General features: G+C 69.3%; 12 protein-coding genes and 4 pseudogenes. 9 read left to right on the forward strand and 7 right to left on the reverse strand.

Features of this window, described 5'->3' with window-relative positions:
• The first annotated feature begins 366 nt into the window (after positions 1-366).
• From AB0958_RS42635 to AB0958_RS42645, 3 genes are all read left to right on the forward strand, one after another.
• A complete protein-coding gene (locus AB0958_RS42635) occupies positions 367-837 on the forward strand; it encodes a hypothetical protein (protein WP_366895879.1) in 471 nt (156 codons plus the stop codon).
• 270 nt (positions 838-1,107) lie between these two features.
• Positions 1,108-1,509, forward strand: coding sequence for an SsgA family sporulation/cell division regulator (locus AB0958_RS42640; RefSeq protein WP_366895880.1), 402 nt, complete (start codon positions 1,108-1,110; stop codon positions 1,507-1,509).
• 42 nt (positions 1,510-1,551) lie between these two features.
• On the forward strand, positions 1,552-1,881 hold the full coding sequence (locus tag AB0958_RS42645) for an NIPSNAP family protein (RefSeq protein ID WP_366895881.1): 330 nt from the start codon (positions 1,552-1,554) through the stop codon (positions 1,879-1,881).
• Between the two features lie 50 nt (positions 1,882-1,931).
• Here the strand turns inward: AB0958_RS42645 and AB0958_RS42650 are convergent, their stop codons facing one another.
• Positions 1,932-2,378 carry a DUF1772 domain-containing protein gene (locus AB0958_RS42650; protein ID WP_366895882.1) on the reverse strand — a complete coding sequence of 149 codons (447 nt, stop codon included), beginning with the start codon at positions 2,376-2,378 and terminating at the stop codon, positions 1,932-1,934.
• Between the two features lie 103 nt (positions 2,379-2,481).
• Between AB0958_RS42650 and AB0958_RS42655 the strand changes: the two are divergent.
• A pseudogene (locus AB0958_RS42655) lies at positions 2,482-2,675 on the forward strand (hypothetical protein); the annotation flags it as partial.
• 131 nt (positions 2,676-2,806) lie between these two features.
• Here AB0958_RS42655 and AB0958_RS42660 read toward each other — a convergent pair.
• A complete protein-coding gene (locus tag AB0958_RS42660; RefSeq protein WP_366895883.1) occupies positions 2,807-3,250 on the reverse strand; it encodes a carboxymuconolactone decarboxylase family protein in 444 nt (147 codons plus the stop codon).
• Between the two features lie 277 nt (positions 3,251-3,527).
• A complete protein-coding gene (locus tag AB0958_RS42665; protein ID WP_366895884.1) occupies positions 3,528-3,866 on the reverse strand; it encodes an FAD-dependent oxidoreductase in 339 nt (112 codons plus the stop codon).
• Positions 3,867-3,948: 82 nt separating this feature from the next.
• On the opposite strand from AB0958_RS42665, the gene AB0958_RS42670 reads away from it, so the two are divergent.
• On the forward strand, positions 3,949-4,527 hold the full coding sequence (locus tag AB0958_RS42670; protein ID WP_366895885.1) for a TetR family transcriptional regulator: 579 nt from the start codon (positions 3,949-3,951) through the stop codon (positions 4,525-4,527).
• Positions 4,528-4,709: 182 nt separating this feature from the next.
• On the opposite strand, the gene AB0958_RS42675 is transcribed toward AB0958_RS42670, so the two are convergent.
• Positions 4,710-5,252 (reverse strand): TetR/AcrR family transcriptional regulator, encoded by a 543-nt coding sequence (locus AB0958_RS42675; protein ID WP_366895890.1) that lies wholly within the window; start codon positions 5,250-5,252, stop codon positions 4,710-4,712.
• Between the two features lie 326 nt (positions 5,253-5,578).
• Positions 5,579-6,247: a TetR/AcrR family transcriptional regulator gene (locus tag AB0958_RS42680; RefSeq protein WP_366895886.1), complete on the reverse strand. Its 669-nt coding sequence runs from the start codon at positions 6,245-6,247 to the stop codon at positions 5,579-5,581.
• A 247-nt stretch (positions 6,248-6,494) separates the two neighbouring features.
• Between AB0958_RS42680 and AB0958_RS42685 the strand changes: the two genes are divergently transcribed.
• Positions 6,495-6,773 carry a hypothetical protein gene (locus tag AB0958_RS42685; protein ID WP_366895887.1) on the forward strand — a complete coding sequence of 93 codons (279 nt, stop codon included), beginning with the start codon at positions 6,495-6,497 and terminating at the stop codon, positions 6,771-6,773.
• Positions 6,755-7,714 (forward strand): annotated as a pseudogene (locus AB0958_RS42690) (zinc-binding dehydrogenase); the annotation flags it as partial. The gene AB0958_RS42685 and the pseudogene AB0958_RS42690, both read left to right, overlap by 19 nt.
• 259 nt (positions 7,715-7,973) lie before the next feature.
• Here AB0958_RS42690 and AB0958_RS42695 read toward each other — a convergent pair.
• Positions 7,974-8,333 (reverse strand): annotated as a pseudogene (locus tag AB0958_RS42695) (TetR/AcrR family transcriptional regulator); the annotation flags it as partial.
• Positions 8,334-8,491: 158 nt separating this feature from the next.
• Here AB0958_RS42695 and AB0958_RS42700 point away from each other — a divergent pair.
• Complete coding sequence (locus AB0958_RS42700; protein ID WP_366895888.1) at positions 8,492-9,196, forward strand: hypothetical protein; 705 nt, start codon at positions 8,492-8,494, stop codon at positions 9,194-9,196.
• A 209-nt stretch (positions 9,197-9,405) separates the two neighbouring features.
• On the opposite strand, the gene AB0958_RS42705 is transcribed toward AB0958_RS42700, so the two are convergent.
• Positions 9,406-10,173 carry an alpha/beta hydrolase gene (locus tag AB0958_RS42705; protein WP_366895889.1) on the reverse strand — a complete coding sequence of 256 codons (768 nt, stop codon included), beginning with the start codon at positions 10,171-10,173 and terminating at the stop codon, positions 9,406-9,408.
• Between the two features lie 527 nt (positions 10,174-10,700).
• Between AB0958_RS42705 and AB0958_RS42710 the strand changes: the two are divergent.
• Positions 10,701-11,191, forward strand: a pseudogene (locus AB0958_RS42710) (hypothetical protein); the annotation flags it as partial.

Genomic DNA, 11,191 nt, shown 5'->3' on the forward strand with positions numbered 1-11,191 from the left:
CCCATCATAAACACCAAAACCCCCCAACCACATACCCTTGGTGTGTTTCGGGCAGTACCGTGTTTTCCCTGCCCCACCGCCGCGGGGGGGGCCGGCCCCCCCCCCCCCCCCGGCTCCGTCGTTCTCGCCTTTCGAATGACTCAGGACGACCTGGCGGAGCACATTGACGGTGCTCATCGCATACCCGCCCCACGCGGTAGTAGGCACGGCCGTGGCGTCGCGCCCTGCGGTCAGCTCGTCCGGGTGACCCGAGTCACTGTCGCCACCCCCACCATTTCCATACGCCGTATGGTTATCCTGGCAGGGCGATTCCATACAGCGTATGGAACTGTTTGACCGGACAACGCCAGACCGAAAGGAACGATCATGAAGAAGCTCACCAGGCGGATCGCTGCCGCTGTTTCCTCCGTGGCTGTCGCGGGTGTCGCCGTTGTGGGTGCCGGGGGCACCGCTTCGGCCGCGACTCCCGCATCCGTGCACGTACAGCGGTCAGCCGTCGGCACCGACGCCGCCGACCACCGTTGGGACCACGGCGTCGGCTACCTGATCGAGCAGGGCTACTGCTGGGACGCAAACCGTGGCTGGCACCACGACGACCGTGTCACCGACTCGTCCCGGTACAGCCGCGACGGCCGCTGTTACCGCTGGGACGGCGAGGGGCGCGGGTGGAAGTCCGACAGGTCGTACCGGCACGACTCGAACCGCTACGAGCGCGACGGGCGGGACGGGGACCACCGCGACCAGTACCGCGTCGACCGGGACCACCTCGGCCGGGACCACCTCGGCCGGGACCACTACGATCGGGACCACTACGACCGGAACCCCGGTAACCAGTGAGACAGGTACGGCTTGTGCCCATGGGCCGCGTACCCCTTGCCCTGATGCCTGCCGGCGGCAGGGATGCGACCGCTGGTCAAGGATCAGTGGTCCCCTGACCGCCGCCCGGGCGGGCGATCGAGTGAAATCTGTTCCTCTTGCCGATACCGACCGGCGCCCGATCCTGCTACAACCCCTCTTCCTCCGATGCCTTTTCGCTGCCGGAACCGGCAGGACGCAACCGAGGCAGGGGATGCCTTGGAGTGAATACCGATGGAGTCTCTGAGGACCGTGGTTCAAGGACTGACCGCGCAGCTCGTCGTCTCGCGCGCCTACCCGCTCCCCCTGTGTGTGCGTCTGCAGTACGAGCCCGCCGATCCCTATGTCGTCCGTGCCGCCTTCTTCTCTCACAGCGACGAGCCGGTCGAATGGGTCCTGGGGCGTGATCTCCTGGCCGATGGGCTGACAGGTTCCGCAGGTCGTGGGGACGTCCGGATCTGGTCGGCCGTCGGCAGTGGCGACCAGGCGATGTACATCTCTCTCCGGTCTCGCGCGGGCACCGCCCTGCTCGAGGTTCCCGTGCAGGACGTCAAGGCATTCCTGGAGCGCACGGAGGCTCTGGTGCCACGGGGCACCGAGGCCGGGCGCATCGACTGGGATGTCGAACTGGCGCGCCTTCTCTCGCAAAGCTGACCACTGACCATCCACGCTCAGACAGAAAAGGAACGAGTGTCCATGTCCCAGTACCAGCTCCGTGTCTACACGCTGTGCGGCCCGGAGGCGCTCGTCGCCTACGAGAACATCTGGTCCAAGCACATCCCCGGTATGGCGAAGTACCGGATCACCACGCACGGCATCTGGACGGAGCCTGCGGCTTTCGGAAGTGAGATGCCCCAGCTGTACGCCCTCGTCTCCTACAGGGACGGCGACGACGCGCAGGAACGGCTGCTGGCGTACCTGGCCGGCCCGGAATTCAGCGCCGACATGGAGGGCTTCGATCTCGGCCAGATCGTCGGCGTCACCGAGACCGCGCTGACGCCCACCTCCGACTCACCCTTGCGCTGACGGTTCCCGCGCGGCCGGCACTTCGGCCTGGGTTCTGTCGTCCGAATCACTCAGGCGAGGGCGGCGACCAGCAGGGCGAAGGCGCCGATGAGGACGGCGACGCGGACATAGTGCCAGCGGTCCCAGCGGTTCATCTGCTCCCTCCAGTCCTCCGGCCGGTTCTCGGGGGTCCACGTCTTGCCCCGGTTGTTGATCGGGACGAGCAGCAGGATCGACATGATCACGCTGACCATCAGCAGCGCGGCGCCGGCGACGACCAGGCCGGTGCCCTCGTGGTGCCGCCCGGCGACGGCCCAGACCGCGCAGAGGACGACCGAGCCGATGTACCAGACCGGCATCACGGCGCCGAGCATCCGGCCGCCATGGCTTCGGCCGAGTTGGCCGGCGCCGCCGGGGAGGGCGTCGAGAATCCGGTTGATGACGAAGGCGACGGAGAACTCCACCCCCACCATCAGGCCGACGACCACCGTGGTAACGACCTCAACTGCGTTGAGCATGATGCCCCCTCCAGAATCTAGCGTTGCTAGCCGCGGAGATGACGCTACTGCTGCCACCGCTCGATTGTCTAGCAGTGCTAGATTCATAAGTGTGCCGCCGATACGCATCGAGTACAGCCGGCGCGTCCTCCACAGCCACTTCCGCGGCAAGCGCGAAGTCATCGGTGCCGTCTGTTCACCGAGGTGTTCTGGGCGGCGCTGCACGGCCTCGCGACCCTCACCCGGGCGAGACCACTGCCGCCGGAGGAAACCGAACGGAGGACGGAACTGCTGGTGGACCGGCTCGCCGGGCTCTGACGTACCGTCCCGACGGACACACAGCGGGGGTCGTCGCCCCCTGTCTGCCTGCGGCATCGCCATGGGGGGGTGAGCGAGCACGGTGAAGCGTGGTGCATCCGGCGCCCATCCGAGGGCTTGCCGTGACGGATTCAGCGAGCGGAGCCGGCGATCCGTCGGGTGGCGACGTTGATGCGGTTCCACGCGTTGGCTGAGGCGATCGCCATCGCCAGTGCCGCCAGACTCGACGCGTCGAAGTGCTCGGCGGCCTGATCCCAGACGTCGTCGGGTACGCCTTCGGGATTGTCGGCGATGCGGGTGACCGCTTCCGTCAGGGCCAGAGCCGCACGTTCCTGGTCGGTGAAGAACGGGGCCTCACGCCAGGCCGCCACGGCCCACAGCCGCTCGAGCCCTTCGCCTGCCTCATGGGCCCGGTGCGCATGCAGATCCACACACGTGGCGCACCCGTTGGTCTGCCCGCTCCGCAGCCCGACACGTTCCAGGATGTGCCGGGGGACGCCGCTGCCCTGCAGGAACTCTTCCATGGCGACCATCGCCTGGTGGCCGCCGCCTGCGACGCGGTACACGTCGGCCATCCGTGCTTGCATCCTCTTCTCCGTCTCCGACAGGGACCTCACGGGCATGTGTGTTCGGTTCGGTTGCCGCTCTTTGGGCATCGCCGCCTCTGCGGGTGTCAGTCGACGTGCGTCGCGACGAGATTGTCGCGGCCGGGTGGCTGCCAGCCGAGGATCGGGGTGAGCGCGTTGAGGACGGTCGAATCGGGGGTGAGGCGGAGCAGTAGGTCGCGCATGGCGGTGGCGGGCTTCGAGTGCCACTGAGCGGCGACGCCGATCCGGTGCGAGCGACGGGCGATCAGCTGGGTGCGAGGGCGTCGGCACCGGTCGTAGGCCGCCAGCGCCGTCTCCGCGTCGGCATGGGTGTCCAGGAGCAGAGCCAGCGTGACCGCGTCCTCCAGCGCCTCTCCACCAATGCCTGCTCGCGGACATGGCCTCCCACGCCCAGCGCGCGCATCCCGTTGGGCCAGAGCGACAGCCCCGCCCCCACTTCGCCGAAGGTGGCGGCGCGCTCCAGTACCTTCACCTGCCGGCCGCGCCGAGCCAGCGCGACGCCGGCCGCCAGACCGCCGATCCCGGCGCCGACCACGATCGCGGAGCGTTGCCCGGCACCGTCGGCGTGTGCTGCCTTGCCCATCGCCCTCTCCCTCTACATCTGTAGTGGACGCCCGGAGACTCTACACTTGTAGAGCCCCAGGTCCGGCCGCGAAGGGAAACTGGTGACCCACACCATGCTCCGGCGCCAACAGCTGGCTGACGCCGCGATCCGCACCCTGGCCCGTTCCGGTATGCGCGGACTCACCCACCGCGCGGTCGACCAGACCGCCGAGGTCCCGACGGGTTCGTGCTCGTACCACTTCCGCACGCGCCAAGAGCTCCTGCAAGCCGCCGTCGAGCGTCTGGCCGAACTGGACATCGCCGAGATCGACGAGCGTCCCGCCCTCACCGGGCCCGCCGGCATCGACCAGATCGCCGAAGCCACTGCGGGCCTCATCGAGCACTGGACCACCGGTGGGCGCGAACGCATGCTGGCGCGCTACGAGTTGGCTCTGGAAGCACCCCGACGCCCCGAGATCAGCGCGCCCCTGCACGCCGCGGGCAGTCGCCACCGGGCCATAGCCGAGAACATGCTCGCCGCCGCGGGCTCCCCCGCGCCGGCGGCACACGCGAACGCGTTCGTGGCCCTCCTCGACGGCATACTCTTCAACCAGCTCACCGCAGCAGCCCCGCACCGGCTCACGCGCGAGCAGCTACGCCGAACCCTCCTCGACCTGCTCCACACCTACGCCGCTCCTTGAGCCCTCTGCGACTGTGATCAACGGCTTGATCCGCCGAACACGGGCACCTTCTGGCGCCGCCGTCGCCCACCGTGGTCGGCGAAGCGTGGGGAAGTAAGGCGTGACCCGCTCCGAGGAATCGAAGGGCGGGGACCTTGTCGGACGGACGGCCTGGCTCGCTTCGCGGCCGCAAGCCGATACACCTAGGACCAACCTCGCATTGCGGCGTCCACGACGGCGTTCACGGTGTCGCGTCCCAGGTGGTTCCCGACGAAGAAGCGCTCGAAGAACAGCGGCCCGGCGGTGGCCATGGCGAATGTCTCGGGGGTGACGTCGGGCCGGAGCTGGCCGCGTTCCACGGCTCTGGTGACCGCGGGACGCAGGGCGTCGGCGATCTGGTTCAGCAGTGAATCCCGGAGGCGGCGCATACCTTCGTCGTGCCGTGAGCCCCCGAGGACCGCGGCGAGGACGGCCCCCGATTGCTCGTCGTCCCACCGCTCGGCGAGCACGTTCAGACGGTAAGTGAGCTCCGCTCGCGGATCGTTGCCCGAAGCGGCCCGAAGCTCCTCGGGGACCGGAGGCAGCGGGGGCATGCCGGCCTCCAGCGCGGCCAGGCGGAGGTCGAGAAGGCTCGGCCAGTGCCGGTAGACGGTTGCCCTGCCCACGCCGGCACGAGTCGCAACCGTTTGATGTGTCACGGCCTCCAGTCCCCCTTCCGTGAGCAACGCGGTGGCCGCCGCGACCATGGCCTCACGGCTGCGCAAGAGACGCGGATCTGTTCGATCTTCCACCTGGTACACCTTCCGCTGGTAGAACCCGAGCCGCTGCCACTATGGCGCATCCCTCGAGCAAGGGAGGGGAGCCGCAAAGAGCCGCAAAGACCCTGTTCACGCACCCTCGCCCCGGCGGTAGAGGAGGGAGGTGACGACCAGGTCGGCCTCAGCCGGCACACGGCGACACTCGGCGCTCACGGGCGGGAGCCCAGGAACAAGCCGACGACCATGGTCGTTTCGCGGGTCGGCGTCGGCACACGGCTGACCTGTAGCGGCTGTCGCCCGACTGCGGGCGCGCCTCAGGCCGACTGGCTCGATGGCCGGGCGTGCCGGCCGTCACGACCGGCGGTGAGGCGGCCCTCCAGGCCCGTGATCAGTGTGTCCATCACCAGACGGAACATGTGGTCCTGGTCAGGGCCTTCGGGAGCCGCACTCGTAGAGCCAGGGCCTGGGTCCGCGGCCCCGTCTTCGTCGGCTTCAGGGCCGTGGGACGTGAGGGTCGACCACTGGTGGAGAGCGCCGTTGAGTTCCGCGGTGAGGACACCGATGACGACGGCCACCATCAGCGCGGCGACCTCCGTGACCTCTGACCGCGGCACACCGGCAGCGGCCACGACGGCGGTGAGGGTGGTCCAGAACGGGTCGTTGGGCTGGATGAAGTCCGGCTGGTGGCTGAACGAGTAGGCCAGCAGCTTGGGGTGACGGTGCGCCAGGGTCCGGAAGTCCGTGGAGAGCAGACGGATCCGCTCCTGCCAGGGAGCGTCCTCCAGGGGCACGGTGCGGAACTGCGCTCCGACCATTCTCGTCACGCCGCGCAGCACCGCTTCCTTGTTCGGCACGTGGTGGTACAGCGACATCGGGTTCGCGTCGAGCTCGGTGGCGAGTTTGCGCATGGTGAGCGCCTCGACCCCGTCGGCGTCGATGAGCCGCAGGGCGGCGGCATAGATCCCGGCCTCCGTCAGAGGCACGTCTCTCTTCCTCGTTCCCCGCGGAGGACGTCTCACCTTCTTTTCCATACCTCGTACGGTAGCAGTTCCGTACAGAGTATGGAATGAGCTTCACCACAGTCCGACCTGGACTTCCGGGGTTGCGCTCGACTTTCCATACCGCGTACGGTTCCAATTCCATACGGCGTATGTTTCCGTACGGCGCCACGGCATCGACCCACGCGGCGCGCCCTTGCCCCCCTCCACCCCCTCCGCGGAGGAGCACGACATGGCCACGCACTCCGCGAACGACCTTCGCCCCATCCGGTCCCCACGAGGGGTCCCCCTGCTCGGCCACACGCCGCAGATCCCCGACACCAACCCGTTCGGGTACTTCGCCGAACTGTCCAAGCAGTTCCCCGAGGGCATCTACGGCATGGACATCGCCGGTATCGAGCAGGTCTTCGTCTATGACCCCGACCTGGTGGCCGAGGTCAGCGACGAGACGCGGTTCTTCAAGCAGATCGACAAGACGCCGCTGGCCCATGTCCGGGACTACTCGAGGTGAAGGCCGCCGGCGTCTGCCTCTCCGACGTCCACCTGCTCGACGGCTCCCTCGTCCCGCTGTTCGCCACCTCCGACACCATCACCGTCGGCCACGAGGTCTCCGGTGTGATCCACACCCTCGGCCCCGACCTCAAGCGCGGCCTGCCCGTCGGCACCCGCGTCACCCTCGAGGCCGGCAAGACCTGCGGCACGTGCGCCGGATGCGTGCGCCGCCGCCCCTGCACCCAGATGCTCACCGCCGGCATCGACTACGACGGCGGCTGGGCCGAGTACGTGATCGCCCGCGAGGACACCCTCATCCCCATCCCCGACAGCCTCCCCTTCGACCAGGCCGCGATCATCCCCGACGCGGTCTCCACCCCCTACGCCGCCGTCGTCGCCACCGCGGGCGTCCGTGCCGCCCAGTCCGTCGGCGTCTGGGGCGTGGGCGGAGTCGGCGCACACAACGTACGCCTCGCCCGCCTGGTCGGCGCCGCCCCGATCATCGCCGTCGACCCGCTGGCCGGCGCCCGCGAACGCGCCCTGGCCTTCGGCGCCGACTACGCCCTGGACCCGGCCGCCCCCGACTTCGCCGACCAGGTCCGCGCGGCCACCGGCGGACGCGGCCTCGACTTCGCCTTCGACTGCGCCGGCGTCCCCGCCGTCCGTGACCAGGCCGCCTCCGTGCTCGGCCTGGGCGGCTCCCTGATCCTGGTGGGCATCACACCCCGGCCGCTGACCATCACCGAGGGCCTGACCTTCAACTACCTGCAGAAGCAGGTGCGCGGCCACTACGGCGGCTTCCCCGAGTCCGTCTCCGAGCTGGTGCAGCTGACCGCGGCCGGACGCCTCGACCTGGCCCCCTCCATCACCGACCACATCCCGCTCGTCGAGGCCGCCGACGCCCTCCACCGACTGGAGAACAAGATCGGCGACCCGATCCGCCTCATCCTCGTCCCCTGACCCTCGTCAGCAGGACGACAAGCCACCCCGGGCAGGGGTGAGGGGCGCCGGTGCGTGAGGGAGCACCGGCGCCCACTGCTTTCGGCAACTGCGGGAGGACCCGGACGCGAGTCTCGACAGCATCTCTCGCCCAAGCACTGGAAGCACTCGTGCTGGCCCTCGCCGAGAAGAACGCCGCAGGCCCGTGCGCGGACCCCACCGATCAGGCCGCGGCAACCGCGTTCCTCGTCGCCGCCGGCGGAGCACCACCGAGGGCGGACAGGCCGCGGTCGCGCAGGATCCGCATGAGTTCCGGGTGCGCGTCGGCCATCCGGGCGGTCAGCCGGAAGCCGACCGCGACCAGTTCGCTCGGGTCGTCGACGCCTGCCACGCGCTCGTCGACGACCTGCCCGAACTCCTCCAACGCGTCCGTCACCGCCGCGTCGAACAGCTCCGTCTTCGACTCGAAGCGGTGGGAGAAGGACCCGAAGCCCACGTCGGCGCGCTCGGCGATGGCCTGAATGCTCGCGCTCGTGTCCCCGGTCTGCGCGAGGATCTGCCGGGCCGCGCGGACGAGCGCCTGGCGGGTCTCAAGACGGCGTCGCTCGAAGCGGTTCCTGGGCGGGGCTGACGTCGCCATGCGGCCCAGTGCAACCGTCGCATCGGCCCGGTCGTACCGCTGTGCGGCGGCCTGGCCGGTATCGGGCTGGTACCTCGTGCTCCTTGCCGACCTGTGACCCGTCTCGGCGGCCACTCGTCCTGTTAGCGAGCCCGCGGCGGGGCTGGCAGACTGAATCTGTGTTTCCGCTGATGGTCGCGGCGGATCAGATCGCGTCCTCGTCACTCACAGGCGCCAGTGTCGTCTCGTCCTGTGCACTGGTCTTCACCGTCGCGTCGTTCTGGTGGCTCAACGCCAGGCAGGGACGCCTGAAGGCGTGGGAGCCTCATTCCTTCGCGGCGATCGTGCACGGTTCCATGGCGCGCCTGCGGCTCCCGCTCGTCCTGCACAACACCGGCCCCAAGCCCATAGTGGTCCAAGACCTGATCCTGACCTTCCCTGACGAGCCCGCCTCGCATCTGCCGCTCCTGTGGGTGTCCTCTCCGTCCAGTCTCCGGCCGGGGCCACACGAGGAAGCGAAGCTGCCGGCCGGGTTCGTGGTGGGCGGCAGGGAAGCGCAACAGCTCTTCCTCGAGTTCGAGGCACCGTTTTCCGGATTCGCCCCGGAGGCCCGTGACTACCAGGCACAGATACAAATGAGGGTCGGCCACCGCAAGGGGTGGCGCCCTCTGCTGACTTTCACCTTGAGGGCTGCCAACATCGTCGATCCCGATCGGTACACCGTCTACGACAACGCGCCCATCGAACTGACGAAGGAAGACCAGAAGAGGGCAGATGCTGCGCTCCTGGAGCTGCTGGACGGGGAGGGGGACGCATCCGCTCCGGGCGAGAGGAAACAGCGTGACTCGTCGAACGACGACGGCAACACCGGTACGGATCGCTAGGGCGGTGCGCAGCGGTTCGCCGCATACCATGCCCGTCTGTCTGCGGCACACACGGTGCCCTCGCCCTGCTGAGCAGCAGGTCGGCGGAGTCGGCCAGGGCGTCCAGCAGGAGAAGCCGTCGCAGCGGCCAGTCATCTGGATACGCGGCCTCGCCCGGGGGCCGCGGTTGCGGCGCCCGGCGGGCAGGCCGGACGCCGCAACCGCGCACGTCAGGCCGACGCGGTGACCGCTCCGGCGAGGTGCCGGGCGAAGAACCGGACCGCGCTGTCGGCCTCGAACCGGGGCAGCTCCTTGTGCTTGCCCGAGTTCACGTGCAACGACTTCTCCTTCGAGGCGAAGGCGTCGAACAGCGCGAGACCCTCCTCGCGCGAGATGTGCTCGTCGTCCCACTGCAGGTCGAACTCGATCGGGATGGCGATCTGCTTCGCCTTCTCGGCCAGGACATCGGGCCAGTGCTGACCGAAGACCGCGGCGGTGATCCTGGGTTCGATCGCCACGAACGGTATGCCGATCGCGGTGCCCATGTTGATGCCCCAGAAGCCGACCGGCCCGCCGGTGCCGATCTCCGGAAGTTCCTGGAGGGCATCCAGGGTCGCCCGGTACTCGGGCACGGCGAGCTCCGCCAGGTGGGCGTTGTAGCGCACGACGATCGGGCCTTCCGGCTCGCCGACTGCCCGTGCCCGGAACAGCTCGGCGATTTCCGCCTCGTCGTGCGCCGTGCGCGGCCGGTCACCGTGACCGGGCGCGTCGATTACGGCGACGTGGAAGCCACAGCCGGACACGAGGCGCTGGGCGCGGCCGGACATCGCCGGGTGCTTCTTGTGGTTGCCGCCGCCGTGGCCCATAAGGACCAGGGGCGCGCGATCGGCCGCATGGGAGGCCGGCGACCAGAGAACGCCCGGGACACCGTCCACGGTGAAGTCGCGCTCGACCATGCCGTTCGACGCCGACTCGGCGGTGAACTGCAGAGAATGCATAGCTGTTGCCTTTCGGGAGTGCCTTGTTGTTGAGGCGCTCCCGGCGACAGCTACGTCAACCGCCGGCCGTGATGGGAAGGGGGAGCACCCACGTCGATACAGCGTTCACGGGTCTCACCTCCTCGGGCGGTGTCACGGTCAACTGCAAGCTAGCAGCCCGGTGATCACCCCTTCAACCCGTTTCCCCGCCACGTGATCACGGCTCCGGACAGACCACGGGCAGAGGGCCCCGCGCCTCCGCGTCCCCGACGGCACCATCCACTGGGGTCGCAAGGTCACCGGGGCGACGGGCGCCACGAGGTGACGTACGCCGACGTCACGGTGATCGGCACGTACTTCGGCGGCTGGGTCCGCTCGTCCCCATCGACGCCATCGGCCCCGTCGTACCGCCGGCGGCACCGCGGAGACGCAGTGCCAGAACGGCTTCAACCAGATGCGTCGCCTGGCCGCCTGACCCGGACAGCACGGGAAAGGAGGAAAACCATGTCCGCTTCCCACGTCGACGCACAGGCCGAGAACCGAACACCATGACCACCACCGTGCCCTCCGCCCGCACCAGTTACCGCAACGTGCTCGCCCTGCCCGGCACCCGCCTGTGGTACGTCACCGCCGCCCTGGCCCGCGCCCCCGTCGTCATGGCGCCCCTCGCCCTGGTCTTCGCCGGCTACAGCGCCGGCTCGTTCACCCTCGGCGGCACCCTGGCAGCCGTCTACGCCCTCGGTGAAGCCGCCGCGGCACCGATGCTGGGCCGGTGGTTCGACACCCGGCCCTTCGTACCCGTCCTGCGCTGGAGCCTGACCGCCAACGCCATCAGCTACATCGCGCTCGCCGTCACCGCGGGACGCACACCCGCCGCCGTCCTGATCGTCCTGGCGGCGCTCGCCGGCGCCACCGGATCCGGAGCACCCGGCGGCATGCGCGCCCAGCTGTCCGCGGCCACCCCCGAGGACCTGCGGGCCAGCGCGCTGAGTCTGGACACCTCCCTGTCCCAGGCGGTCCGCGCAGCCGCACCGCCCCT

The sequence above is a fragment of the Streptomyces sp. NPDC006655 genome, assembly GCF_040703965.1.
In the GTDB taxonomy this organism is placed as follows: Bacteria; Actinomycetota; Actinomycetes; order Streptomycetales; family Streptomycetaceae; genus Streptomyces.

Bases quoted from the DNA above. Each gene is read 5' to 3' on its own strand.
- AB0958_RS42635 (WP_366895879.1), top strand. From the start codon at position 367: ATGAAGAAGCTCACCAGGCGGATCGCTGCCGCTGTTTCCTCCGTGGCT.
- AB0958_RS42645 (WP_366895881.1), top strand. From the start codon at position 1,552: ATGTCCCAGTACCAGCTCCGTGTCTACACGCTGTGCGGCCCGGAGGCG.
- AB0958_RS42650 (WP_366895882.1), bottom strand. From the start codon at position 2,378: ATGCTCAACGCAGTTGAGGTCGTTACCACGGTGGTCGTCGGCCTGATG.
- AB0958_RS42660 (WP_366895883.1), bottom strand. From the start codon at position 3,250: ATGGCCGACGTGTACCGCGTCGCAGGCGGCGGCCACCAGGCGATGGTC.
- AB0958_RS42665 (WP_366895884.1), bottom strand. From the start codon at position 3,866: ATGGGCAAGGCAGCACACGCCGACGGTGCCGGGCAACGCTCCGCGATC.
- AB0958_RS42675 (WP_366895890.1), bottom strand. From the start codon at position 5,252: ATGGTCGCGGCGGCCACCGCGTTGCTCACGGAAGGGGGACTGGAGGCC.
- AB0958_RS42685 (WP_366895887.1), top strand. From the start codon at position 6,495: ATGGCCACGCACTCCGCGAACGACCTTCGCCCCATCCGGTCCCCACGA.
- AB0958_RS42705 (WP_366895889.1), bottom strand. From the start codon at position 10,173: ATGCATTCTCTGCAGTTCACCGCCGAGTCGGCGTCGAACGGCATGGTC.